This window comes from Photobacterium damselae subsp. damselae, from assembly GCF_038086725.1.
Taxonomy (GTDB): domain Bacteria; phylum Pseudomonadota; class Gammaproteobacteria; order Enterobacterales; family Vibrionaceae; genus Photobacterium; species Photobacterium damselae.
Genome location: NZ_CP146970.1, coordinates 2277293 through 2303091, shown reverse-complemented (window position 1 = coordinate 2303091; position 25799 = coordinate 2277293). Strand labels below are relative to the sequence as shown.

Annotated in this window: 27 protein-coding genes and 1 riboswitch; of the genes, 17 read left to right on the top strand and 10 right to left on the bottom strand. The window is 38.2% G+C overall.

The features are described from left to right. Nucleotides 1-579, bottom strand: a complete 579-nt coding sequence (gene rsxB / locus WAX86_RS10245; RefSeq protein WP_065172653.1) for an electron transport complex subunit RsxB — start codon at nt 577-579, stop codon at nt 1-3. A 1-nt stretch (nt 580) separates the two neighbouring features. Next, complete coding sequence (gene rsxA / locus WAX86_RS10240) at nt 581-1162, bottom strand: electron transport complex subunit RsxA (protein ID WP_005298387.1); 582 nt, start codon at nt 1160-1162, stop codon at nt 581-583. Between the two features lie 380 nt (nt 1163-1542). On the opposite strand from rsxA, the gene pepE reads away from it, so the two are divergent. The 5 genes from pepE (at nt 1543) to WAX86_RS10215 (ending at nt 7822) form a co-directional block, all read left to right on the top strand. Further along, nucleotides 1543-2280, top strand: a complete 738-nt coding sequence (pepE, locus tag WAX86_RS10235; protein ID WP_341488747.1) for a dipeptidase PepE — start codon at nt 1543-1545, stop codon at nt 2278-2280. A 728-nt stretch (nt 2281-3008) separates the two neighbouring features. Next, nucleotides 3009-3440, top strand: a complete 432-nt coding sequence (locus WAX86_RS10230) for a hypothetical protein (RefSeq protein WP_065172651.1) — start codon at nt 3009-3011, stop codon at nt 3438-3440. 195 nt (nt 3441-3635) lie between these two features. Beyond that, nucleotides 3636-5663 carry an excinuclease ABC subunit UvrB gene (gene uvrB, locus WAX86_RS10225; RefSeq protein ID WP_068969135.1) on the top strand — a complete coding sequence of 676 codons (2028 nt, stop codon included), beginning with the start codon at nt 3636-3638 and terminating at the stop codon, nt 5661-5663. Between the two features lie 347 nt (nt 5664-6010). Continuing rightward, complete coding sequence (gene luxO / locus WAX86_RS10220; RefSeq protein ID WP_341488746.1) at nt 6011-7450, top strand: quorum-sensing sigma-54 dependent transcriptional regulator LuxO; 1440 nt, start codon at nt 6011-6013, stop codon at nt 7448-7450. A 12-nt stretch (nt 7451-7462) separates the two neighbouring features. Then, a complete protein-coding gene (locus WAX86_RS10215; protein ID WP_044175059.1) occupies nt 7463-7822 on the top strand; it encodes an Hpt domain-containing protein in 360 nt (119 codons plus the stop codon). Here the strand turns inward: WAX86_RS10215 and yvcK are convergent. The 3 genes from yvcK to WAX86_RS10200 form a co-directional block, all read right to left on the bottom strand. Continuing rightward, a complete protein-coding gene (gene yvcK / locus WAX86_RS10210; protein WP_065172648.1) occupies nt 7787-8680 on the bottom strand; it encodes a uridine diphosphate-N-acetylglucosamine-binding protein YvcK in 894 nt (297 codons plus the stop codon). The genes WAX86_RS10215 and yvcK overlap by 36 nt on opposite strands. A 162-nt stretch (nt 8681-8842) precedes the next feature. Continuing rightward, complete coding sequence (locus WAX86_RS10205; protein WP_341488745.1) at nt 8843-9418, bottom strand: LON peptidase substrate-binding domain-containing protein; 576 nt, start codon at nt 9416-9418, stop codon at nt 8843-8845. Nucleotides 9419-9538: 120 nt separating this feature from the next. Further along, a complete protein-coding gene (locus WAX86_RS10200; protein ID WP_341488744.1) occupies nt 9539-9766 on the bottom strand; it encodes a hypothetical protein in 228 nt (75 codons plus the stop codon). Nucleotides 9767-9952: 186 nt separating this feature from the next. Continuing rightward, nucleotides 9953-10101: riboswitch (molybdenum cofactor riboswitch) on the top strand. Here WAX86_RS10200 and moaA point away from each other — a divergent pair. The 5 genes from moaA to WAX86_RS10175 all read left to right on the top strand — a co-directional run bounded on the left by moaA (nt 10090) and on the right by WAX86_RS10175 (nt 13220). Beyond that, the gene (moaA, locus tag WAX86_RS10195; protein ID WP_065172647.1) at nt 10090-11076 is read left to right on the top strand and encodes a GTP 3',8-cyclase MoaA; all 987 of its coding nucleotides are present in this window, start codon (nt 10090-10092) and stop codon (nt 11074-11076) included. Its footprint overlaps the riboswitch before it by 12 nt. Nucleotides 11077-11149: 73 nt before the next feature. Further along, the gene (moaC, locus tag WAX86_RS10190) at nt 11150-11629 is read left to right on the top strand and encodes a cyclic pyranopterin monophosphate synthase MoaC (protein ID WP_005298402.1); all 480 of its coding nucleotides are present in this window, start codon (nt 11150-11152) and stop codon (nt 11627-11629) included. Further along, complete coding sequence (gene moaD / locus WAX86_RS10185; RefSeq protein ID WP_005298404.1) at nt 11626-11871, top strand: molybdopterin synthase sulfur carrier subunit; 246 nt, start codon at nt 11626-11628, stop codon at nt 11869-11871. The genes moaC and moaD overlap by 4 nt, the downstream gene beginning before the upstream one ends. A 2-nt stretch (nt 11872-11873) precedes the next feature. Continuing rightward, complete coding sequence (gene moaE / locus WAX86_RS10180; protein ID WP_044175071.1) at nt 11874-12323, top strand: molybdopterin synthase catalytic subunit MoaE; 450 nt, start codon at nt 11874-11876, stop codon at nt 12321-12323. Between the two features lie 360 nt (nt 12324-12683). Next, complete coding sequence (locus tag WAX86_RS10175; RefSeq protein WP_065172673.1) at nt 12684-13220, top strand: hypothetical protein; 537 nt, start codon at nt 12684-12686, stop codon at nt 13218-13220. An 83-nt stretch (nt 13221-13303) separates the two neighbouring features. Here the strand turns inward: WAX86_RS10175 and WAX86_RS10170 are convergent, their stop codons facing one another. Further along, nucleotides 13304-13429 carry a hypothetical protein gene (locus tag WAX86_RS10170; protein WP_255199442.1) on the bottom strand — a complete coding sequence of 42 codons (126 nt, stop codon included), beginning with the start codon at nt 13427-13429 and terminating at the stop codon, nt 13304-13306. A 319-nt stretch (nt 13430-13748) separates the two neighbouring features. Between WAX86_RS10170 and WAX86_RS10165 the strand changes: the two genes are divergently transcribed. The 6 genes from WAX86_RS10165 to oppF all read left to right on the top strand — a co-directional run bounded on the left by WAX86_RS10165 (nt 13749) and on the right by oppF (nt 19985). Then, nucleotides 13749-13910, top strand: a complete 162-nt coding sequence (locus WAX86_RS10165; protein ID WP_005298409.1) for a hypothetical protein — start codon at nt 13749-13751, stop codon at nt 13908-13910. Nucleotides 13911-14401: 491 nt separating this feature from the next. Next, nucleotides 14402-16030, top strand: coding sequence for an ABC transporter substrate-binding protein (locus WAX86_RS10160; RefSeq protein ID WP_112162707.1), 1629 nt, complete (start codon nt 14402-14404; stop codon nt 16028-16030). Nucleotides 16031-16113: 83 nt separating this feature from the next. Continuing rightward, nucleotides 16114-17034, top strand: coding sequence for an oligopeptide ABC transporter permease OppB (gene oppB, locus WAX86_RS10155; RefSeq protein ID WP_341488743.1), 921 nt, complete (start codon nt 16114-16116; stop codon nt 17032-17034). Nucleotides 17035-17048: 14 nt separating this feature from the next. Further along, the gene (gene oppC / locus WAX86_RS10150) at nt 17049-17960 is read left to right on the top strand and encodes an oligopeptide ABC transporter permease OppC (protein WP_044177092.1); all 912 of its coding nucleotides are present in this window, start codon (nt 17049-17051) and stop codon (nt 17958-17960) included. 73 nt (nt 17961-18033) lie between these two features. Next, a complete protein-coding gene (locus WAX86_RS10145) occupies nt 18034-19005 on the top strand; it encodes an ABC transporter ATP-binding protein (RefSeq protein ID WP_065172644.1) in 972 nt (323 codons plus the stop codon). After that, nucleotides 18999-19985 (top strand): murein tripeptide/oligopeptide ABC transporter ATP binding protein OppF, encoded by a 987-nt coding sequence (gene oppF / locus WAX86_RS10140; protein WP_341488742.1) that lies wholly within the window; start codon nt 18999-19001, stop codon nt 19983-19985. The genes WAX86_RS10145 and oppF overlap by 7 nt, the downstream gene beginning before the upstream one ends. Before the next feature lie 282 nt (nt 19986-20267). On the opposite strand, the gene WAX86_RS10135 is transcribed toward oppF, so the two are convergent. The 3 genes from WAX86_RS10135 to WAX86_RS10125 form a co-directional block, all read right to left on the bottom strand. Next, nucleotides 20268-21626 carry a GGDEF domain-containing protein gene (locus tag WAX86_RS10135; protein WP_341488741.1) on the bottom strand — a complete coding sequence of 453 codons (1359 nt, stop codon included), beginning with the start codon at nt 21624-21626 and terminating at the stop codon, nt 20268-20270. Between the two features lie 7 nt (nt 21627-21633). Then, on the bottom strand, nt 21634-22569 hold the full coding sequence (locus WAX86_RS10130) for an EAL domain-containing protein (RefSeq protein WP_341488740.1): 936 nt from the start codon (nt 22567-22569) through the stop codon (nt 21634-21636). 242 nt (nt 22570-22811) lie between these two features. Next, nucleotides 22812-23945 carry a cupin domain-containing protein gene (locus tag WAX86_RS10125; RefSeq protein WP_154140271.1) on the bottom strand — a complete coding sequence of 378 codons (1134 nt, stop codon included), beginning with the start codon at nt 23943-23945 and terminating at the stop codon, nt 22812-22814. A 246-nt stretch (nt 23946-24191) separates the two neighbouring features. Between WAX86_RS10125 and WAX86_RS10120 the strand changes: the two genes are divergently transcribed. After that, nucleotides 24192-24554, top strand: coding sequence for a DUF1294 domain-containing protein (locus WAX86_RS10120; protein WP_182079278.1), 363 nt, complete (start codon nt 24192-24194; stop codon nt 24552-24554). Nucleotides 24555-24629: 75 nt separating this feature from the next. Here the strand turns inward: WAX86_RS10120 and norW are convergent, their stop codons facing one another. Continuing rightward, nucleotides 24630-25781, bottom strand: a complete 1152-nt coding sequence (norW, locus tag WAX86_RS10115) for an NADH:flavorubredoxin reductase NorW (RefSeq protein ID WP_341488739.1) — start codon at nt 25779-25781, stop codon at nt 24630-24632. Between the last annotated feature and the right edge of the window lie 18 nt (nt 25782-25799).

Genomic DNA, 25799 nt, shown 5'->3' with positions numbered 1-25799 from the left:
TCAGTTAGCCTTGTCTGCCTCGGATTCGACGGGAATATTCACCACAGGGATCTGATTTAAGTTCCATTTCCACGTATCTGGTGTTTCTTCAACGGTAATCATCTCAATACAGTCAGTAGGACAAGGTGCGACACAAAGTTTACAGCCTGTACACTCATCTTTAATAACAGTATGAATAGCTTTAGTTCCACCTACGATAGCGTCAACAGGACAGGCTTGAATGCACTTAGTACAGCCGATACACATATCTTCATGAATAAAAGCAACTGATTTTAGAGGCTCTTCCTCTTGTGCAGGAGCATCAGCTTCAACTCCCATTAAGTCAGCCAGTTTTTCAACGGTTGCTTGACCACCAGGAGTACACTTATTAATAGCGTCACCATTAGCTACGGCTTCTGCGTATGGACGGCAACCTGGATAGCCACATTGACCGCATTGTGTTTGCGGTAAAATCGCATCAATTTGTTCTACGATGGGATCGGCTTCTACTTTAAAGCGGATAGAAGCAAAGCCCAATATGAGGCCGAAGATGGCAGCAAGAATAGCAATAGCGATAACGGCAATTAAAATTCCACTCATCTTACAATTTCACCAATCCGGTAAAGCCCATAAAGGCAAGAGACATCAAGCCTGCGGTAATCATAGCAATTGATGCCCCCTTGAAAGGCATAGGAACATCAGCCGCGGCAATACGTTCACGCATAGAAGCAAACAGAACCAGCACAAGAGAGAAGCCAACTGCGGCACCAAAACCATAAATAACAGACTCAATGAAGTTGTGGTGTTCATTTACATTAAGTAATGCAACGCCAAGAACGGCACAGTTTGTCGTAATTAATGGTAAGAAAATGCCAAGCAGACGATAGAGAGTAGGGCTAGTTTTGTGTACCACCATTTCAGTGAACTGAACCACTACCGCAATCACTAAAATAAAGCTTAGTGTTCGGAGGTATTCTAAACCTAATGGTTCTAGTAGATAGGTTTCCACTAAATATGCACACACTGAAGCAAGAGTTAGTACAAATGTTGTCGCTAACCCCATACCGATTGCTGTTTCTAACTTCTTAGATACGCCCATAAATGGACATAACCCTAAGAATTTTACGAGTACAAAGTTGTTAACTAACACAGTACCCACGAGTAATAAAAGGTATTCAGTCATACCGGCTTATACACATATTAAAATCAAGATCTGAATATTATCTGATTTTGTGGCCGTTATAACAACTCCTCTCGGGTAGGGTTTTTTATGATTCAGAGTCATTTGCTCATATCCTTACGCTTATTTTGTCTGTTTTTTACATAATTCAAACAACAATGATAAATTGTTAACGATATTTTCTTGGGTAAGGCTACTTTTAAGAGCAGTTTATAGAAGGTGATTGCAGAAAATTCAGTCAAAATATCTGATAAAAAAGCGAGAGGTAAAAATTTGTGACCTAAGATGCAGTAATTTCTCAAAATATCATGATGATGGTTTACGTTATGGCTATATGTTGTTGAGCATATAGTGAAATTACCGCAGCGAAATGGGAATTATAGATGGATATTTTATTGTTAAGTAACGGCAAAATTGCTGGCAATACAAACATTATGGAATTTGCTCAATCTGCAGTTATTGAACAAATCAAACGTACCGGGGCAAAAAAATTAGTACTTATCCCATACGCGGTGATTCGTTCCAGTCACGATGATCGTGTAGCTGCTGTTCAAGAAAGTTTTAATAGCTTTGGCCTTGATTGCGAAGTGATTGGTTTACATCAAGCTCAAGATCCAGTGAAGGCCATTGAAGAGGCTGATGGTATCTTAGTCAGTGGTGGAAACACTTGGATTTTAAACAAAACATTACATGATTTGGGGCTTGTAGGTCCTTTACGTAAAGCGGTATTACTTGATGGTAAGCCATATATTGGTTGGAGTGCAGGAACCAATATTTGCTGTCCAACAATTCGAACCACTAATGATATGCCAATTGTGACAGCCGCTGTGCTCTCTTCACTAAACTTTGTCCCATTCCAGATCAACCCTCATTATCTAGAAGCGAGTGTTGAAGGTCATATGGGTGAAACGCGAGATGAGCGTATTCAAGAGTTCCTGGAAATTAACCAACACGAGCCAGTTATCGGTATTCCTGAAGGCACTTGGTTGCATTTACTTGATGGTAAATTGAGCTATCATGCTGCAAATGGTAAGAAACTTAAACTGTTTAGTTATGATAATGAACCTGTGTATTATGAACAAGGTCAAGATATTCAATTCTTAATGTCGCACAGCTGCTAATTTATGTTCTCTCCCTAATCATTAGCGGTTAGGGAGTGTTCCTTCTAATTCATTGCTTTACTTACAAGCCAGATACTTATCCTCCCCTTACTTTAAAGCGACTAAGGTATATCAGTTTCTAGAATCACTCACTTGAATTATGGTTGGTTTTCTTTCTGTTTGAATGCTTGTTGAGCATGGTCTGTTATAAGTTTCCTCGATTATATAAATTATGAATTTTTTATTATTAAAAGTAGTTGACTTTGATTTATCTATTTGATTTTTATGTTTTTTATTTGGATTGCATCAGTGTTATCCACAGATTCTGTGGATAAGTTTGTTAGTCTACTGGGTTTAAAAATTTTTAATAAAATAAATTTAATTTTCTAATGTAAATATATAGTTAGATATCTATATATTCGATTTTTCTATTAATAATTTAAATTGTAATTCTAAATATCATTTAGAGTTATTAATTATATTGTCAATTTATTTTATTGAATTAGAATTAAAATTATTAAATTTAATATAATTATATTTGGTTTAGTATATGTGATATTTATTATTTTTATATTTATACCTTAATACTACTGTATTAATTATAATTTTTATCTATTAATTCTTTATAACTATTTCTAGTGGGTATTTTACATATTAACTGTAGTGTTTAATGATATTTGCGAATCAGTTAATTAACTTGATTTTCTATAATTAAATTAATAGTTGGCTAGATATATCATGGAGACCTTATGAAAAAGCTATACCTTGCAACACTACTTTGTGTCATGGCATCACCATCATTTGCAAATGATCGAGTTCATTCAGATGTTGGTGATTGGCAAGACTGTGGGCCTGTAAATATTGCAGCTGTGCAAGCAGAACATAACGGTGTGATGGTTCTATTAGAAAATGAATCAGAGGGATGGGTTGCATGGAAACGCTTAGGTGTAACGCAAGACCAACCAGTATTTGATGGTGAAATTCCTCGTTCCGTTCGTGGTAATGCTGAAATTGATGGTAATCTAGAGTTTAATACATCTTCTCATATTATGCAGTTTCAATCCCTTGCTGAAAAAGCATTACTAAATAATAAGAAAGTAAAAGTTCGTTTTGAAGGTGATGAAGTTTGTCATGCTGATAACTACAATAGTAATGCAGTAATGATTCGTTTAATTAAATAATAGTTTATTGTTAAATTAATAATAAAGCCTACATTATTTTTGTAGGCTTTTATTAAATGTTTCATATATCTTTACAGATTAAGGCTCGTAGAGTCTTTGTAATAGTTAGATTTTTATATCTTAGTTTTTCGAGATTGACATTCTTATGATTCGTTACAAAATGAAGGTACTCATCTTAGTTTAGGTATCGTTGTAATGAATGATGTATTCTCGATAGCGTCTGAATTTTCTCCATCAGGAGACCAACCCACAGCCATTAAGCAGTTACTTGAAGGCTTAGATGCGGGCCTCGCTCACCAGACGTTACTTGGTGTAACAGGGTCAGGAAAGACGTTTACGATTGCGAATGTGATAGCTGAGGCTAAGCGTCCAACATTACTTCTTGCTCCCAATAAAACCTTAGCAGCTCAACTTTATGGTGAGATGAAAGAGTTCTTTCCTAATAACGCTGTTGAGTATTTCGTTTCTTATTACGATTATTATCAACCTGAAGCATACGTTCCAACCACCGACACTTTTATTGAAAAAGATGCTTCAGTAAATGCTCATATCGAACAGATGCGACTTTCTGCCACTAAAGCGTTAATGGAACGACGAGACGTTATTATTATTGCTTCGGTGTCTGCTATCTATGGTCTGGGTGATCCTGACTCTTATCTTAAAATGATGTTGCATGTGCGCCGTGGTGATATGTTGGATCAGCGCGATATTTTACGCCGTTTAGCTGAATTGCAATATACACGAAATGATATGGCTTTTGAGCGAGGCACATTTCGAGTTCGTGGTGAAGTAATTGATATTTTCCCGGCTGAATCAGAAAAAGAAGCGGTGCGGATAGAGCTATTTGATGATGAAGTTGATCGTATTTCATTGTTTGATCCCTTAACTGGCGGTGTGATCCAGCAAGATCTTCCTCGTTATACCGTTTATCCAAAAACGCACTATGTAACCCCTCGTGAGAAAATTCTAGAAGCCATAGAAGGTATTAAGGTTGAGTTAGAATCTCGCCGTAAGCAATTTATGGATGGTAATAAGTTAGTTGAGGAGCAACGTATTACTCAACGAACTCAGTTTGATGTGGAAATGATGAATGAGCTAGGGTTCTGTTCAGGTATTGAAAACTACTCACGTTATTTAAGTGGTCGTAGTGAGGGAGAGCCGCCTCCAACTTTGTTTGATTACCTTCCTGCTGATGGTTTACTGATCATTGACGAGTCTCACGTTACGGTTTCGCAAATTGGAGCTATGTTTCGAGGGGATCGTTCGCGTAAAGAAAATTTAGTGGAGTATGGTTTCCGTCTGCCTTCTGCTTTGGATAACCGACCGTTAAAATTTGAAGAGTTTGAATCTCTTGCACCCCAAACAATCTATGTTTCAGCAACGCCAGGTAAGTATGAAATTGAAAAGTCTGATGGCGAAATTGCAGAACAGGTTGTAAGACCGACTGGATTGTTAGATCCTGAAATTGAAGTTCGTCCTGTAGCAACTCAAGTCGATGATCTCTTGTCTGAAATTCGTATTCGAGCTGAGAAAGATGAACGCGTTCTAGTCACCACCTTGACTAAGCGAATGGCAGAAGATTTAACCGAATATTTAGCTGAGCATGGCGTTCGAGTCCGCTATCTTCACTCTGATATTGATACGGTTGAACGTGTTGAGATCATTCGTGATTTACGTTTGGGCGAGTTTGATGTGTTAGTGGGGATTAACTTACTTAGAGAAGGCTTAGACATGCCAGAAGTCTCGTTGGTCGCTATTTTAGATGCAGATAAAGAAGGTTTCTTACGTTCAGAGCGCTCTCTTATCCAGACGATTGGCCGTGCAGCTCGTAACTTAGAAGGTAAAGCTATCTTATATGGAGATAAGATTACAGGCTCAATGGAAAGAGCTATAACTGAGACTGAACGCCGTCGGGATAAACAGAAGCTCTATAATGAGCAACATGGTATTACCCCTCAAAAACTGAATAAGAAAGTGGCTGATATTCTTGAGCTAGGTTCAAGTAGTCCAAAGGCCAAAGCTCATAATCGAGCTGCTCAATTACATAAAGTTGCTGAGAAAAAAGGAACGTATTCGGCGATGTCTCCGCAGCAGCTTGAAAGTGAAATTCTACACCTTGAAAAACAGATGTACGATTTTGCACAAAATTTGGAATTTGAAAAAGCAGCCGAGTTGAGAGATAAGATTCACACACTTCGTGAACAATTTATCACTAATAGCTAGAAATTAGATAAAAAAAAGCCAACCGAGAAATAAGTTCGGTTGGCGTCATTGTTTAGTGAATAGATTCCACAAACAACGTCAGTTGGCTAGGTTAACTCTTAAGTAAGAGTTACTTTATATAAAGCAGAGACCGTGCCAACTTTTCCAGTTGTACTTATTTATCCCTATATTCTTATCTTTGTCACTTTGTTGTGGTCAAAATTTGCATTGTTACACCTGTTTTATTGCATTTTGCAAAGCGTTTTGCAATTCAATATGAGAAGATTATAAAAAATGAGAATCTTTTGAACATAATCTTTCTTATTGATTAAACTTAATTTTAATTAGATTGATTTTTGGAGGGAGCAATGGAGAGCAAATCACGACAAAAACAAGTTCTAATGGTTGAAGACACTGCATCTGTTGCTGCTTTGTATAAATCTTACCTCAATCCGTTAGGCTTAAATGTCAATATAGTCGGGACGGGTAAAGAAGCGCTGAGCTTTATTCATGATATTGTTCCTGACTTAATTCTGCTGGATCTACGTCTACCAGATATGACAGGGATTGAAGTTCTTGCGGCTGTTAGAGAGCTACATCCGGATCTCGCTGTCGTTATTATGACAGCTCATGGTTCGATTGATGTTGCTGTAGAAGCTATGCGTCATGGAGCTCAAGATTTTTTGATTAAACCATGTGAAGCTGATCGATTACGAATTACGGTTAATAACGTATTAAAGCAAGAACACAAATCAAATGCTGAGCCTAAATCCAAGCAAAGTGGTGCGCAATATCAGGGCTTTATCGGTAATAGCTTGGCGATGCAGGCGGTATATCGAGTTATTGAATCGGCCGCATCTAGTAAAGCAACAGTATTTATTACTGGAGAAAGTGGTACGGGTAAGGAGGTTTGCGCTGAGGCCATTCATGCAGCAAGTCCTCGCCATGATAAGCCTTTTGTTGCCCTTAATTGTGCTGCGATTCCAAAAGAGCTCATCGAAAGTGAGTTGTTTGGTCATGTTAAAGGGGCATTTACAGGGGCTTCTTCAGAAAGACAAGGTGCTGTTGAACTCGCTGATAATGGAACCCTTTTTCTTGATGAGTTGTGCGAAATGGATTTGGATTTGCAAAGTAAGTTACTGCGTTTTATCCAAAGTGGCACCTATCAAAAAGTAGGATCGTCTAAAACAAATACTGTTGATATTCGTTTTGTTTGTGCAACTAACCGTAACCCTTGGGTAGAAGTTCAAGAGGGGCGTTTTAGAGAAGATCTCTATTATCGATTGCATGTTATTCCTATTAATCTACCCCCATTACGGGAACGGGGAAGCGATGTAATTGAAATTGCGCATGCGCTGTTAGGAATGACCTCGGTTGAAGAAGGAAAAGATTTCACCCGCTTTGCTCCTGAAGTTGTTGAGTATTTTCAAAAATATAACTGGCCTGGAAATATTCGAGAGTTGCAAAATGTGATTCGTAATATTGTGGTTTTACACTCAGGAGAGGTGGTGACCACTGAAATGTTACCACCACCACTAAATCAAGATATTGGCGCGAATATTGCAGACACTGTTCATTCTGTTTCCAATCATAGTTTGGAACAAAGTACATATTCTCTTGCCGATAACAGTAATGAGTCGGTACATAACAATAAAATTGAGCCGCTGTGGATTGTAGAAAAACGGGCCATCCAAAAAGCCATTGATGCGTGTGACGGGAATATCCCTCGCGCTGCAGGACTTCTTGAGGTTAGTCCTTCTACGATTTATAGAAAATTACAAGCTTGGCAAGATGCGGCAAGCAAATAGGAGATTGAGTCGATGACAATTAAGGTTAACGTTGAAACAGTAAAACGTCTTGCTGATGAAGTAGGGGAAGATACCGTCTCACTCTTATTTAATGTATTTAGTGATGAGCTAGAGCAATATCTGGTTAAATTATTGGCCGAGCCCTCTGTTAGTGATATTGGTGAAATTAGTCACTCAATTAAAAGCAGTGCGGCAAGTTTTGGCGCTGACGATTTAGCTCTGCTTGCTCAAGAGTGCGAATCTCGCGTTCGACAGGGACAAGATTCTTGGATTATGGACCATCTACCGGAATTACGCCAAATGGTCCAAGGTGTTGCTCAAGAGTATAAATTAATGTCAAGCAATGAGGAGTTGCTCAATAGCATGCTTTAATTTATTACGATCATGTCGCCATACATGGTTGTTGGCGGCAAGATCGGAGACATGCTGATGATAACTAGATTCCAACTCATCGTAATATTTATCCGAAAGAATAATATCGATTCTTCTGCCTCCAATTGAACGTTCACACCAGTGCAGCATAGTAGCAAGATCCATCTGTCCTGCTGGACCATTCTCTTTATCTAGGTTAGTGATAAAAACTAATCGAGCCGATGTATGTTTTAGAGCTTGAGCAATTTCTTTTAACAGTAATGATGGCATAACACTGGTTAAGAAACTGCCCGGGCCGAGTAAAATTAAATCGGCTTGCTCAATGGCGACAACGGCCTCTTTGGTCGCAGGTACTGCAGGATCTACATAAAGACGCTGAGGGACTTCAATAAGTTCATCAACGCTGGTTTCGCCACAAATGATTTCACCAGAAGGCGTCATTGCTGCAAGATCGGCAGGATATTCAGACATTGGAATAATGTGAGTCGATACTTTCAACATATCGCGAATCAAATTAATGGCATCTAATGGCCGAACACTGAGGTTATCTAATGCGGTTAACATTAAATTACCTAAATTGTGACCATTCAATTCGCCATTACCGCGAAATCGATATTCAAAGATCATTGAGCCGACAGAAGGTTCAGTAATTAGCTGATTGATGCAATTTCGGGTATCACCCCAAGCAATGCCCCCTTGGCAAGCGCGGATCCGTCCTGTTGAGCCTCCATTATCTGTTGTTGCAACAATCCCTGTGACCTGAGAACCATAGTCAGACAGTGATGAAAGGATACGCCCCAAGCCATGACCACCACCAATGGCAACGATTTTTTTATTTGATGTATTCGTATTAACCATGATTTACAGTGTAATTATACTTAAGAATAGTGTTCAAAATAGTTTATCAGAGTTTATTTATTTAAACAGTCAAAACCGTGTGAAGTGTCTGTAATATCACGTTGAGTGCAACTTCTTGCTTATTGTGTAAGCAAATGGGTGTTGTTGTTATCAAAGCCGGCTTTAATGGGGCTCTAACATCATACTCATTAAATAATCACAAGTATCAAGGCAGTTGGGTCTATTCATTAATAATTGTTTTTCGCTGGTTGGAAGAGGCAGTATTTCTAACCATCTTTGACATAACCAGGTTAGATTATCAAATTGTTTTTCTTGATGTTGTTGAGCCAGTTCAGGGTGGCTTCGATACATAATTTCTAGACGCTCAGCCAGTAATTTATGTGTTTGTTGTGTTTTCATCTCTTGCCATTTAGGAATGGATGAATAATCTCCCCAGATAACACCTTCGTGGTCTTGTCTTATTTCATTGATAAAGCCGTTATCGATACCAGAAATATTGATAGTGAGTGAATTGTCATAAATGGCAAGATCGAAATCATCCACATGAACGCGAGTTGCTATATGATAAAAACGCTGATCTTTATCAGTATTTTCATACATACAAATACCCAGCTCGCAGCAATCTTCTAAAGAGGCTTTTAATGTCTCTGTTTGAACGCCAGGTAAAATGCGAATAAACATGCGACCTGTCGGTAAAATGTGCCTTTTTTGCAGAAGTAGGGGAATATGTTGGCTCATAAAAGCTCCGTTTTGCATTATTCTCATTAACTTGGGAAAAGCAAAACGGATGCCGAATTGTTTTGGTTTTAACTTTTTGATAAATAATAGATTATTCTTATTTTGATACCGCAAGATTAATTATTTTTGATTTGCAATCCAATTTAATGCGCTATCTGAAGGCAGCAACTCAAGCTGTCCCAGTTCATTAAAATACCATCCTTTGATGAGTCCTTTTGCTTGCATGTCTTTAAAACCTGCGATCACTTCTAGCGCTGCGTGCTTAGCTTGTTGGGGCGGAATGCCATCTTCTCGCTGTAAATACAACGCAATATCATCTAGAGTGGCTGATTCAACAATATTTGACATAACGACCTCTCTTTTATTGGCAAATTATTCATTAAATCCCTTAGTAGTATTGTCGCTATTTCGCCTGAAAGGTAGAATACAGCATAATTTTTTGCAGAGTATCATCGACACTGATTGAATCTCTGATATGTTTAATAGATAAATGCCGTTGTGCAATTCAGGATTCATGGAATGAGTTGCTTTGCATAACAGCCATAGCTCCGAGCTTTATTTGCTAAGTCGCAATAGTTAAGTTGTACGATAGGTAATAAAGCCAGTGACGAGGTTTGTCACCAGGGTTGATCTAGAAATGGATTAGCCTCCCGTATTTGGAAAGGTGTTCCGTGGCGAAACAATTTGAAGATAGTTTCCATCGTAAGTTTTATTACTTGCGACTTTCTGTTACCGATGTGTGTAACTTTAAATGTACATACTGTTTGCCTGATGGCTATAAACCAGAAGAGAAAAAACCTTCTTTTCTGACTATAGATGAAATCCGTCGGGTCACGTCTGCGTTTGCTGAATGTGGCACTAGCAAGGTTCGTATTACTGGCGGAGAGCCTAGCTTACGCCGTGACTTTACCGATATTATTCATACTGTCGCTTCTCAACCAGGTATTGAGAAAGTTGCGATGACAACCAATGGTTATCGCATGGCGAAGCATGTTCAATCATGGCGAGATGCAGGTCTTACTAATATCAATGTCAGTGTTGATAGTCTTGATCCTAAAATGTTCCACCAAATTACTGGTGAGAATATGTTTCACCAAGTTATGCAGGGTATTGATGCCGCTTTCGATGCTGGCTTTGAACAAGTAAAAATTAATACCGTTTTGTTGCGTGATCTTAACTCTCAAGAATTGCCTAAATTCCTTGAGTGGATCAAAACTCGTCCTATTCAATTGCGATTTATTGAATTGATGCAGACTGGTGAAATGGACAACTTATTTACTAACCACCATGTTTCTGGGGTGAGTATTCGTAATCATCTGATTGCAAATGGTTGGTTGCTCAAAGTAAAAAGTGAAAATGATGGTCCAGCACAAGTGTTCTGTCATCCAGATTATATGGGTGAGATTGGTTTGATCATGCCGTATGAAAAGAATTTTTGCCAAAGCTGTAACCGTTTACGTGTTTCTGCGAAGGGTAAGTTGCACTTGTGTTTATTTGGTGAAGAAGGTGTCGATCTGCGTGATCTTCTCCAACAAGATGAGCAACAAGGTGAGCTAATTAGTCGTATTCAAGCCGGATTACAAAATAAAGCCGTTGGTCATTTTCTTGATGAAGGCAAAACCGGCATGACCCCTCATCTAGCCTCAATTGGCGGATAGACATTTTATTTGAGCCCATGGGTATTCTAATCGATGGGTTTCTGCGCATCCTTAAAGAAAGGAAATTTTCAGAATGACTCAATTCACACATATTAACGCTTCTGGTGAAGCCAATATGGTTGATGTTTCGAATAAAGCGGATACAGTTCGCGAAGCTCGTGCTGAAGCCTTTGTTCATATGGCTCCAGAAACATTGGCTTTGATCATTTCAGGCCAACATCATAAAGGCGATGTGTTTGCTACTGCGCGTATTGCGGGTATTCAAGCGGCAAAACGTACTTGGGATCTAATTCCTCTTTGTCATCCCCTTTTACTTTCAAAAGTGGAAGTTCAGCTTGAAGCTATTGAAGCCGAAAACAAAGTTCGTATAGAATCATGTTGTAAGCTTGCTGGAAAAACTGGCGTAGAGATGGAAGCATTAACTGCAGCATCTGTTGCTGCCTTGACTATTTATGACATGTGTAAAGCCGTACAAAAAGATATGGTTATCACTCAGGTTCGTCTGCTTGAGAAAACAGGTGGAAAATCAGGTCATTTTAAGGCAGAAGCATGATTACAGTTTTATTTTTTGCTCAAGTAAAAGAGCTGGTTGGTCAGTCTCAAATAGATGTTGAAGCAAGCGTTAATACCGCAGAAGAATTACGTCAGCAATTGACTCTTCGTGGCGATAAATGGCAGTTGGCATTAGAGTCAGGTAAGTTATTAGTCGCGGTTAACCAGACAATTTGTCCTCTCGATACAGAGATTAAAGATGGCGATGAAGTTGCTTTCTTTCCACCTGTAACAGGAGGATAACGATGATTTCGGTTCAGTTTGAAGACTTCTCTGTTGCTGATGAATATGAAAAATTAGCTCAAGGAACAGAAGCTGGTGCAGTGGTGACTTTTATTGGAAAAGTTCGCGACTTTAACCAAGGCGATAGTGTTACTGGTCTATCTTTAGAACATTATCCTGGTATGACGGAAAAAGCGCTAAGTGAGATTGTTGAACAAGCTCGTGCCCGCTGGCCGTTATTACAAGTTCGAGTCATTCACCGAGTTGGTGATCTTGATTTGGGCGATCAAATTGTGTTTGTTGGTGTTTCAAGTGCTCATCGTGGAGCTTCATTTGAAGCGTGTGAGTTCATTATGGATTATCTTAAGACACGAGCCCCATTTTGGAAAAAAGAGCAAACCCCTGAAGAGAATCGGTGGGTTGATGCTCGAGAATCAGATACCTCAGCAGCGGATCGCTGGCACAATAAGTAAATCAAATAACTTATTGGATTAAAAAGGAGCTATAAAGGCTCCTTTTTTTGTCATGATGATAAATTCCTCGAAAAACTATTCACATTAGCTTTGTTAGAGCTAAAAGAATAGTTATTCGTTTTGGAATCCTCTTTTCTATTTTATTAAATAGAACATACTATGGAACCCTCGTTGTTTAGTGATTAAATAACATCTCGATTTTACGGATGAATGAATAACGAATAATTCATGAATAATCTTTCATGTTTTGTTTTTTCATTGGCTGTGCTATGTTTTTTGTAAGCATAAATAAGCAGCTATTGTGATTGTTTATTTATTTTGGAATGCGCTATGAGTTCAAATGAAAAAGGGAGTGATATTATGATCAGGAGCGATCGCTTACTTTATGAAATTGGACCTGATGGTTTTGGTGAACGTCATTGTGAATCACTGGATCATTGGAAGCAGCGAGCCCATATGACGCTACCAAATTTTCCTGATGACGTATTAGAACAATGGTTGTACCGTCATTGGAAAGGGGTCATGTATAACTGGGGATGGCTTGATTTTCGCGGTATGGTGTTTACGAAAGAAACTTGGAGTACCGAAGATATTTTAGCGAAGGTACAGACACCTAGTCAGGATGTGATAGATCGATTATCACAACGAATGACAAATGTTATGTTTCAAAGAAGTTGGCTGGTCCAGAATATGACTGAGCGAGGTACTTGGCCCGTAGCTCCAATCGTTTTGGATTTTGAGCGTGACCTTTATGCTTCTAACGGCAAGATACTAAAAGCCCCATTTAATTTATTAGAAGGTCATCATCGATTAGCTTACTTAAAAGGATTGGTAGAGCAGGGAGAGTATGTACGAGACCAACATGAACTGTGGATTGCTAAAATTCCTGTTCATTAACACTAAATTGAGTATTTACCTTAAGAAATAGCCCCAGATAAGATGTCACTGGGGCTATTTTTTTGTTAGAGATGAAGGTCTCACTATTTTGTCAGTTCTTTTACCTGTTGCTCTTTTACTTCGCCTTTAAGTTTTCGTGACGGTGGTACATAACCATGACGTCCACGAAAAGAAGGACTTGGTCGGGAGATACACCCTGCTGGTCTCATTGTTATTCTCTATTTTAGTTGTAATAACGCGATATATATTGCTAAACCCACGTAACGTAGTGATTCTCGCAATATGAAAATAATAGATCGAATAATTAACTTAGAGTGCTAACAAGTTCAAATTTTAGTCCTTGGGATAATTTAATCTAATAGCATAATTTGTTATTCGATTTTGTTATTTCAGTTGAAGCCACTATCGATAAGCTCTGTTAGTATTATTGGATGTTAATAACTTGTTAGCGATAATCGATTTGGTGTGCCATAGTTATTAGTGAGCCTAGATATAGGTTGGATTGTGAATTTGACAGCGGAGTGTGTAATGAAACATAAGCGTGTATCGAATAAACAAATGCGCCAAATGATGTCAGACCTCGGCATAGGCGACGATCATCAAGATGAAGAGCAGTTACTGTTAGAGCGCCGAGATCAGGCGGTAAGTGAAGATAAACAGTTAATTAATCTAGATAGTGAAAATAAATAATTCGACTTTGTAGCAAAAGCGCCTCTGCAAATAAGTGTTTGTGGGGGCGTTTTTATTTTGTCTGAAAAATGAATAGATTGATCTATATAGAAATAGAGGAGTAGCCATGGATTGTTAACAGTAACCAGTATTAATTGTATGGTTTAAGTTAATTTATCTATTTACATGCATAATTGTGTGTTTTTTATTCAATAATGCCTTTTGATTTAGTTTTTTTGGCGGAATTTACTTTTTTGGTTGGCTTTTTTAAAAGAAATGTCTACGGGCTATAAATTGCTTGGTTTTTTTTACTGAATTATTACCACTTATTAAGAATAATGCTGCTTTTTGTAATGGAAATGTGGCTAATTGCTTCAATGCCTGTTAATGTCATAGGCAATTCTTCGGTTTGATTGGCTTTATTGAGGATGAAATAGAGACCAATAACGTAGGAGTCGAGACCTATCAACTGAAGAACATCATGGACGTAAGGATGTATTTGGAGTAAATGCATGTATAAAAATAAAATCACTCAGGCTCTATGGATGAGCGCAGGTTTGGCTGTTTCTGCTGGTAGTTTTTCTGTTGTAGCAGCGCAAGTACCTGAAGGTGTTAAATTGGCTGACTCACAAGAGTTAGTGCGTAATAATGGCTCAGAAGTAGAGTCGCTTGATCCGCAGAAAGTCTCTGGAGTACCAGAATCAAATATTATCCGAGATCTTTTAGAAGGACTGATTAACCAAGATGATAAAGGCAACCTAGTTCCTGGAGCTGCTTCGTCTTGGGAGAGTAGCGATAATAAAGTATGGACTTTCCATCTTCGTCAAGATGCTAAATGGTCAAATGGTGATCCAGTAACGGCTGAAGACTTTGTCTATACTTGGCGTCGTCTTGCCGATCCAAAAACAGCATCCCCTTATGCTTCGTATTTATCAATGACGACTATGCATAATGCAGAAGCGATCATTAATGGCAAAGCTGCGCCTGATTCATTGGGTGTTGAAGCCGTTGACCCTCACACTTTAAAAGTGACACTCGACAAAGCCGTTCCTTATTTCCCGGCAATGTTAGTGCATACTTCAATGAAACCTGTTCATGCTAAGACCGTTGCTGCACACGGTGATAAATGGACTTCGGTTGATAACTATGTCTCTAACGGTGCTTATAAACTGGATAAATGGGTTGTCAATGAGCGTATCGAACTTGTTCGTAATGAAAACTATTGGGACAATAAAGAGACAATCATTAACAAAGTTACATACTTGCCGATTGAAAACCAAGTAGCGGCAATGAATCGTTTCTTGGCTGGTGAAATCGATCTTACCTATGAGGTGCCAAACGAGCACTTTAAGCGTTTAGTAAAAGAGCATCCAGACGCTGTTAAGGTAACGCCATATTTATGTTCATACTACTATGAATTTAATACAGCACGTAAACCATTTGATGATGTACGAGTGCGTAAAGCGCTGTCTTATGCGATTGATCGCGATGTCATTGCTAAGTTTATTGTTGGTAAAGGTGAAACTCCTGCTTACAACTTTACCCCTCTTGCCACTAACGGCATTGAAGTAGACCTGCCTGATTATTCGAGCTTATCGCAAAAAGAACGTATTGCTAAAGCGAAAGAATTGCTTAAAGAAGCCGGATATGGCGATAAACCTTTAACCTTTGATCTGCTGTATAACACCTCTGAAAACCATAAGAAGATTGCCGTTGCTATTGCCTCGATGTGGAAGAAATCATTGGGGGTTACCGCAAATCTTGAAAACCAAGAGTGGAAGAGTTACTTAGACAGTAAGCGCCAAGGTAACTTTGATGTTTCGCGTGCTGGATGGTGTGGTGATTATAATGAAGCTTCAACATTCTTAGCGATTATGCGAGATGGTCACTCTCAGAACTATCCAAAGTACACCAGCAAAGCGTACGACAAAGCACTTGATGATGCATTAGCTGCTGCCTCGATTGAGAGTCGAGCTCAAGCTTATAAAAATGCAGAAAGTCTATTAGCGACCGACATGCCAATTATGCCTATTTACCACTATGTTAATGCGCGATTGGTGAATCCAAAGGTAGGTGGTTATCCGATGAAGAACCCTGAAGATAATATCTACTCCAAAGATCTTTATATCATCGCAAAATAATAGCGACCTAAAAATATTATAACGATAACGCTGCCTCAGGATGGGGCAGCGAGTTTTAACACAACATTGAAGCGGCTGAGTTTATGATTAAGTTCATTGCAAAACGGATTTTTGAGGCCATACCGACCTTACTTGTATTAATTACTATCTCTTTTTTTTTGATGCGATTCGCACCGGGAAACCCTTTTTCGTCAGATCGACCTTTACCTCCGGAAGTTATGGCGAATATCGAAGCAAAATATGGGTTAGATAAACCTGTTTTTGAACAATACACCACGTATTTAGGCAATATTGTTCAAGGCGATTTTGGACCCTCTTTTAAATATAAAGACTTTACGGTGAATGAATTGGTTGCTGATGCCTTTCCCGTTTCAGCAAAGATTGGTATTGCGGCCTTTATTTTTGCGGTTGTGATGGGAGTAACCGTTGGGACCATTGCGGCACTTAAACACAACACATGGGTTGATTATCTCATTATGTCGACCGCGATGGCAGGGGTGGTTATGCCATCGTTTATTCTTGCCCCTGTATTGATTTACATTTTTTCTATCTCAATGGGATGGTTGCCTGCTGGTGGTTGGAATGATGGTTCGTGGCAATATATGATTTTGCCGATGTTTGGTATGGCCCTACTTTATGTGGCAACCTTTGCTCGTATTACCCGCGGTAGCATGATTGAAACACTGAATAGTAACTTTATCCGAACGGCTCGAGCGAAAGGATTAAGTTATCCCTATATCATTATTAAACATGCACTCAAACCTGCGCTATTACCTGTTGTTTCTTATATGGGTCCTGCATTTGTCGGCATAATTACCGGTTCGGTCGTGATTGAAACCATTTTCGGTTTACCTGGAATTGGAAAGCTATTTGTTAATGCCGCGTTTAACCGTGATTATTCCTTAGTACTTGGTGTGACAATTTTGATCGGTACATTAACTATCGTATTTAACACCATTGTCGATATTGTTTTAGCCTATATCGATCCAAAGATTCGTTACTAAGGAGCCTGATTATGATGCTGGTAAAAAAAGATAATGTAGAGGCCTTAGAAAAGTTTTCGGATCAACTGGAAGTGGAAGGTCGCAGTTTATGGCAGGATGCTCGAATCCGTTTTATGCGCAATAAAGCTGCAATGGTTTCTCTAGTTATTCTGTGTGTTATTACTCTTTGGGTCTCTTTTGGCCCGATGTTCAGTCAATATGCTTTTGATGATACTGATTGGTATGCTTTGCATGCAGCGCCATCATTTGGAGTTGAAGGCCACTATTTTGGTACCGATAGCCTAGGTCGCGATCTGTACACTCGAACGTTAGTCGGCGGTCGAATTTCACTGATGGTCGGTATCTTAGGTGCTTTTGTTGCCGTCTTACTTGGAACCTTATATGGCGCAACATCTGGTTTTATCGGTGGTAAAACTGACCGAGTAATGATGCGTATCTTGGAAATACTATATTCGATTCCGTTTATGTTCTTTGTCATTGTGCTCGTGACCTTCTTTGGTCGTAATATCATGTTGATTTTCATCGCGATTGGAGCAATTTCATGGCTTGATATGGCGCGTATTGTTCGAGGGCAAACACTGTCATTACGAAATAAAGAATTTATTGAAGCCGCATACGTTAGTGGTGTGAGTAAATGGGGCATTATTACTCGTCATATCGTTCCTAATGTACTGGGAATCGTTGCAGTTTATTCAACGTTGTTAGTTCCATCGATGATATTAACTGAGTCATTTCTAAGTTTCTTAGGCCTTGGGGTGCAAGAACCTATGACCAGTTGGGGGGCTTTGCTACAAGAAGGGTCTCAGACAATGGAAGTGGCCATTTGGCAGCTTCTCTATCCTGCAGCCTTCATGGTGGTAACACTCTTCTGTTTTAACTATGTCGGTGATGGTTTGCGCGATGCGTTGGATCCAAAAGATCGTTAGGGATAATAAATGATCTTGGTGCTATTTACACAATAACAATGAGTTAGCATCAACTTCAGTAAAAGGATGTAATATGAGTTTATTAGATGTAAAAGATTTACGCGTTGAGTTTACGACTCAAGATGGCATCGTAACGGCGGTTAATGATCTTAACTTTTCTCTAAATCAGGGCGAAACATTAGGCATCGTTGGTGAATCAGGCTCAGGAAAAAGTCAGACTGTTTTCGCTATTATGGGTCTATTGGCAAAAAACGGTAAAATCAGTGGCCGAGCAGAATTTGAAGGTCGTAATATTTTAAATTTGCCCGAGCGCGAGCTTAACAAAATCAGAGCAGAACAAATTGCGATGATTTTCCAAGACCCAATGACTTCCTTAAATCCTTATATGAAGGTTAGCGAGCAGCTGATGGAAGTCTTAATGTTGCATAAGGGAATGTCAAAACAGCAAGCTTTCGAAGAGTCGGTTCGTATGCTTGATGCAGTAAAAATTCCCGAAGCGCGTAACCGTATAACCATGTATCCTCATGAGTTTTCTGGTGGTATGCGTCAACGAGTTATGATTGCCATGGCGCTATTATGTCGACCAAAACTACTCATTGCCGATGAGCCAACAACCGCTCTTGATGTGACAGTTCAAGCTCAAATTATGGAGTTATTGAATGATCTTAAACAAGATTTTAACACCTCGATTATTATGATCACTCATGATTTGGGGGTTGTTGCCGGAAGTTGTGACAAGGTCCTTGTGATGTATGCTGGGCGTACCATGGAATACGGTAAGATCAATGAGATTTTCTATCAACCGGGCCATCCATATACAGAAGGGCTACTGAAAGCGATTCCTCGTCTTGATACTGAAGGGGAAATGCTGCCAACCATTCCTGGTAATCCGCCAAACTTATTAAATTTACCTGTCGGCTGCCCATACCAAGAGCGTTGTCATCGAGTGTCTGCTCGTTGTCATCAAGAAGCACCTATATTGACCCCTTTTGCAGATGGTCGTTTACGTGCATGTTTTGCTGAAATGGAGGTGGCATCATGCTAGCAGAAAAAAAAGTATTGTTAGATATTGATGAATTAAAGGTTCATTTTAGTATTGCGGCAAAATCATCATGGCCTTGGTCTAAGCCGACTCAATTAAAAGCGGTTGATGGGGTCAGCATTCGTATCTTTGAAGGCGAAACCTTAGGCGTTGTGGGGGAATCGGGCTGTGGTAAATCAACCTTTGCTCGTGCCATTATTGGTCTTGTTGAAGCTACAGAGGGTAAGGTCGTTTGGCTCGGGCAAGATTTAACGGCATTATCTGCTAAAGAGTTGCGTTTAAAGCGTAAAGAAATTCAAATGATTTTCCAAGATCCGCTTGCATCATTAAACCCAAGAATGACGGTGGGGGAAATTATTGCAGAGCCGCTCAAAACCTTTTATCCAGAGCTGTCAAAAGATGAAGTAAAGCAGCAGGTTAAAGAGATGATGGCCAAGGTTGGATTACTTCCTAATGTAATTAACCGTTATCCACATGAGTTTTCTGGCGGTCAGTGTCAGCGTATTGGTATAGCGCGAGCATTAATTCTTAAGCCTAAAATGATCATTTGTGATGAACCCGTGTCGGCACTTGATGTATCAATTCAAGCTCAAGTTGTGAATCTTTTAAAATCACTGCAACAAGAGATGGGTCTGAGCTTAATTTTTATTGCTCATGATTTGTCGGTGGTAAAGCATATTTCTGACCGTGTTTTAGTGATGTATTTAGGTAATGCGGTAGAAATGGGAGAGGGGGAAGCGCTCTTTGCTGACCCTAAACATCCATACACCAAAGCGTTAATGTCTGCCGTCCCCATTCCTGATCCTGAATTGGAACGAAATAAACACATCGAGTTACTAGAAGGGGATTTGCCTTCACCGATGAATCCGCCATCAGGTTGTGTATTTAGAACTCGATGTCCGAAAGCTACAGAAGAGTGCTCAAGACTTAAGCCCGAACTACAAGGTTCAGACTTTCATGCCGTTGCTTGCATTAATGTCTAATTAAACGAAATGAGCCCTGTAACTACTGTATACAGGGCTCATTCGTTTAAAAGTGAAAAATAGAAAATCACAAGAGTCGCTATACTTAAAGCAGTTGCTCTTTTAATTTTTCAAGTCGCTCTTTCTTATGTAATTTATTGTTATATAAGATTTTATCTGCTCTTGCTATTACTTCTTCCAATGTTTCATTTTCTTCAAATTGGACGCAACTAGTTGTAATTGTAGCTTTAATCTTTTCTGGATGAAAATCCTCTTTAAATACAGAACACTCTAATCTACGACTTAAAGCATATAGGCTTGACCGATAGTTGTATTTGGTAAAACGATACAGAATTCATCTCCACCTAATCGAATGCAAATATCACTATTACGACTAAGATTAAAAATTTGAGTCGCGATGTGTTTTAAGGCGAGATCTCCGACATCATGACCATATTGATCATTAATTAATTTAAAATCATTAGCATCGATAATAATAAAAGAAACAGGAGAATGGGTATTCTTAGTTTCTTGTAATAATGGCATAACGGAGCTTTTTATAATTCTACGATTATATAAGCCTGTTAATGAATCAGTATATGCTTCTATTTTATATTCATGCTTTTGAGCTTTATGCTTTTTTAATAAACTATACATATAGTTTAGTATGATAAGCAAAATTAGGATGAGAGATATATCCTGAATAGATAAATATAGAATATAAAGACCTGATATATCAGCATTAATAGATAAATCATCATTAATTTTTTGTGACATTGTAATCCATGGTAAGTAGCTACGGTCACCATTATTAAGAGAAATTGCTGTATTTTCACCTTTATCATACAAATAAATATTGAGGTATTGTTTAAAATCTCTCGGTAGAGTTATTGCATTCATTAAAGATTTAACAGGAATATCAACACCAGCATCACCCATGATAGAGTTATCTGTCATAAAAACAGGTGATTTTATCGATATTACCATATCATTAGTAAAGAAGTCTCGATAAGGATGAGTAAAAAAGAATCCCTTTCTTAAGGTTGTATCTTTTTTTAGCTTCAATTTTTGTTCTGAATAAAAATCAGTAGTAAAAAAATCTTTAGTCATATTGAATTCCCGGATGGAATACTTTGATGACAAATAAAAATATTTATTTTTATGTGATATATAGTAGTAGTTATACATAATACTACGGCGATGTTGCTCTGCCCATAAATCATCTAAAATTTGAAATAAGTTTGTATCATGATAAATATCTTCAGTTGGTATTCCTGAGCCAACTAAACTACCATTCAATAAGTTATCAGGATTAATACCTCGATTAAAACCAAATTCTTTCATTGATGGATAAGTATAAATAGAAACTAAGCCTGGTTGAGACATTATAGATGTTTCTTTTACTGTGTTTGTGACTGTCTGTGCATAGCGGTCATTACGATAAGCTAATGTCATTAGGCTTGACTTGACAAGTTTAAGATTCGAATCGATATAAGCCTTATTTGATTCAATTTGGTGATAAAGATTAAATGCTATAAGACCAATGACTGCTAGTGAATTAATGCTAATTATCAATAACTTATGCCATGTCTGGTTTTTTATTGAAAGAAAGCTTTCACTATGATTGTGTGCATTTGCAAGTAAGTGTTTGTTTTCTGACATCAGTAGTTTAACCCATACAGATATTAGTTATTGGTTGTGGTTTGCCGTACAGAAATCCTTGATGATAGTGAATACCAATTGAATTTAAGGTTTCTGCTTGAGATTTATCTTCAATACCTTCGGCAATAATTTCTACTTCGGCTCTATCGGCAAAAATGACAAGGCATTCTAAAAGGTTTTTCTGTTCAACTTTATCTATTTTATCGATAAAGGATTTATCAACTTTAATGGTAGTTGCGCACAATTTTTGAAGAATCGTAACATCATTGTAGCCCATACCTATATCATCAATTTTTATTTTTATTCCAATAGCATTTAATGCTTGGCACACTCTTGAGGCGTTTTCTAAATTTTTAATTGGTGTTCTTTCGGTGAGTTCTAATGCAAAGTATTGGCCCGGAATATTATATTCTTCTAATACGGCTTTGATATATCGAACGAGTTCATCATCTTCTAAAGTTGTTGCACTGACATTAATACTAAAATAACGGTTAATTGAAAAACCTTGATTTAACTCTTGTAGTGATTTGATATCTTTTGCAACTTGACTAATCAATTGAAAAGTTATTGGAGTGATTAACCCGTTCTGTTCTGATTCTGGAATAAAATCTAAAGGTTCAATGATCTTATTATCCGTTTTTTTCCAGCGAATAAGTACTTCATAGCCACAAATTGTATTATTTTTACTGTCAATAATAGGTTGATAGTAAGGTAATAATTCATTTTTCTTTACGGCATTAAGTAATTGATATTTTAATAAAATAGAGGTTGGTGTTAGTTTGTAGTATAAGAATAGGCTTGTTAGCAGGTTTACAGCTAATATGGCATAGACTGCTAATGACAAACCCTGGTGATTAATATCTAATAGTTCGATAAAGATTGAGATACAGATCGTTATTAGGATTGCTACATTCAAAAATGTCAGTTTATGTACTTTAGCCATAACGTACTCGTATTTACTATTTATGAAAAACGCTGTCGACTATAGCAAAAAATACTTAAGATCCATTCTAAAGACTTTTGAGAAATACGTATTTAGGCCATGTAATATTTTGTTTTATTTGCATTATGATAAAGCAATTATATTGGTTTAATTTTAGTATTATTTAGTGTTTTTTATGTTTAACTGATTGGTTATAAAGAGATTATGTTGGGGTGTTGTGTTTAACACCCCAGTAAAGCTTATTAGTCTTTAAAGTACCAATAGCCTAAATTCACAAGGGTTGTGAGTAGCGACATAAAGTCAGTATTTGTCGCGTATTCGCCAAGGTCTTGCGCGGTAAACGATTCAATATCAGCAAGGAAAAATCCTGTTTTATCTAATGAGTCTGGTAGTTCAAACGTTTCACCATTGATAAAAATGATATGTGTTTCATCTGCATGGTAGAAAGCTCGTAAGCCACCTAAGCGAGCTAATGTTTCACCATTAAACAACTGTTGTTGTAGCTCTTCAGTAGTATATTCAGGGTCACAAGCAACCAAATCTAATTCATGTCTATTCTGACTGAGATATTCACCCATCCAACGTTTCATTAATTCTGGATGATCAAGTAAGCTGCGCATCATATTTTCAAGATCTTGATGTTCACTTGCTAATATTGCGCCATGATTATTTCGAGCAGGTAAATTTGGATTATGATAATGCACATCACCAATATCATTCGCAATAATATGATCGGCAAAGCTACTTAATAATTCTTGTTTTTTGGGAGAGCGGAAACCCACAGAGAAACTCATTGCAGTTTCAATAGTATCGCCATCGTGGGGAAAACCTGGTGGAATATATAAAATATCACCAGCTTCAATTACTTCATCAATAATAGGTTCAAAGGATTTAATTTGACGTAAGGCCGGGTGACGAAATTCTTCTTCATAATCGTCTTTTTTAGGGCCTACACGCCAACGACGTTTGCCTGAACCTTGAGTAATAAATACATCATATTGATCAATATGTGGACCAACACCGCCACCTGGAGTCGAGTAACTGATCATTAAGTCATCAAGCAGCCACCCTGGTAATTGACGAAATGGGGTAACTAAACGAGCCGCACCTTCGTGCCAGTAGTTCACTGATTGGACTAAGAAAGACCAGTTATTTTCTGGCATATTATCAAAAGATAGCGGACCGTGTTGTACGTCCCATTCGTCACCATCTCTTGCAACGTAGCGAGAGTCGATATCTTCTTCCATCGCTAATCCTGCTAGCTCATCGGCAGAGATAGGATCAACAAAATCTTTGAAGCCACCTTTAATGATAACAGGTTGTTTCTGCCAGTATTTTTCTAAAAACTCTTCGAATGAAAATGTCAGTTGGTACATAAGGCTGTCTTTCATATTGGTATAAATTGGCGTGATTATATACCTAAGTCACTTCAAGGTGCTAGGTTCAGTAAGGTGGGGGGGATGTGCTGACAAGATAATGATTAAAAGAGGGGGTAAATGAGAAATTAAAAATGAGTTGAGTTGTTATAGATATTTTTAACCAAATGCTGGCAATTTTAAGCTTATATCGTGTTAAGTTACCAATAATTAGAATGATTTTGATAGGCAGTTTAGGATAGCTAGATGGTAATTTTGGCACTTGGCTTTTTAATTTTTGTTTTATGTAGCGTTTTCTTTTTTAAAATACCGCTATTTTTATTTGTTATTTATTGTGTGATGTCTCTAGTTACTTTCTTATTTTATTGGAAAGACAAACGTGCAGCAGTGCGTGGAGAGTGGCGAATACCTGAGAAAACACTTCATATAATGGAGCTTGCTTGCGGTTGGCCTGGGGCTCTTGTTGCTCAACAGACACTACGTCATAAATCACAAAAACAACCGTTTAAGCTGATCTTATGGATGGCTATTGTTGCAAATAGTGCGATTTTTATATGGTTATTGACACCAATGGGGATGAAATTTCTTCATACACTAGGCGTAATTTGATAGAGATAAAAAAGGGGAAGAGTCCATCTTCCCCAAAAAAAGAAATGTAAGCAATGAATTTAAATTAAGCTATAGCTATGCAACTTCGCCAGGAAGCAGCCTCAACAGAGGGAATGCAGCCTTTGCTTGATCATGAGAAACAATAAAGCCAGACAACTCTGATGTTTCAATATGAAATGCTTTTGCAACATAACCATCACTGTTTCGCTGTATTTCCCATGTTAGCTCTGAGCCTACCGTTTTTCCTGCTAAATTTAGTGGAATCCAAGGTGTTTTAGCTTTAACTAAACTGGCGGGTAAACGAACGGGTGTTGCCGTACCTGCTAATGTTTTTGCTAATGCCATGGCAGCCAACATGGTTGGTTGAATAAATGCTCTCACTCTGCCATAAAGCTCTGCACAATCACCGAGAGCATAAATATTTGCATCTGATGTCTGCATATATTGGTTAACAACAATACCATGATTAACCATTAGTCCGGCTTGTTGTGCCAATTGCGTATTTGATCTTAGCCCCATTGCGGCAATAACAACATCGGAACTGATTACTTCGCCATTATCTAGTTCAACTAGCATTTCTTGATGATGTCGATTAATAGCTGAAATTCCACGATTTAACTTAAAATCGACACCATTTAACGCCATCGTATGTTGTACTTCTGAGCCTAAAAATGGCGGTAGCATGGCAGGAAGAATCGATGCCGCTTTATCACATAATGTAACCTGCTTATGACTACTTGCAAGATCCATAGCAATTTCAGTACCGATTAAACCTGCACCTAGAACCGTGATTCGTTTGGCTGTTATTAATCGCTCTTGGGCTTGTTCAAACTCTTGTAAACTATTTAGAGTAATGATCTCATCTGTTGCATTGCCTGCAAACGGAGGAACAAATGCTCGTGAGCCTGTTGCTAAAATTAGATTTGAATAAGTTAAAACCTGATCATCGATTGAGACTGTTTTCGCTTGTGGATCAATCGCCGTAACATAGGTGTTAGTGATTAACTTTACACCATTAACTTGAGCAAATTCAGTTGCAGATTGCTTTATCAAATCTGTAGCGCGTTGTTGTCGAGAAAAGACATGACTAAGATCCGGTTTTGAATAATCGTCACCATTATCTGCAGTAATAATGGTAATTTCAGTATCTTGATCTAACTTACGAAAAGATTTTACCCATTGGTAAGCGGCAAAACCGCTACCAATAACAATAATAGGGTGTGACATACTTATTCCTTCTTCGGC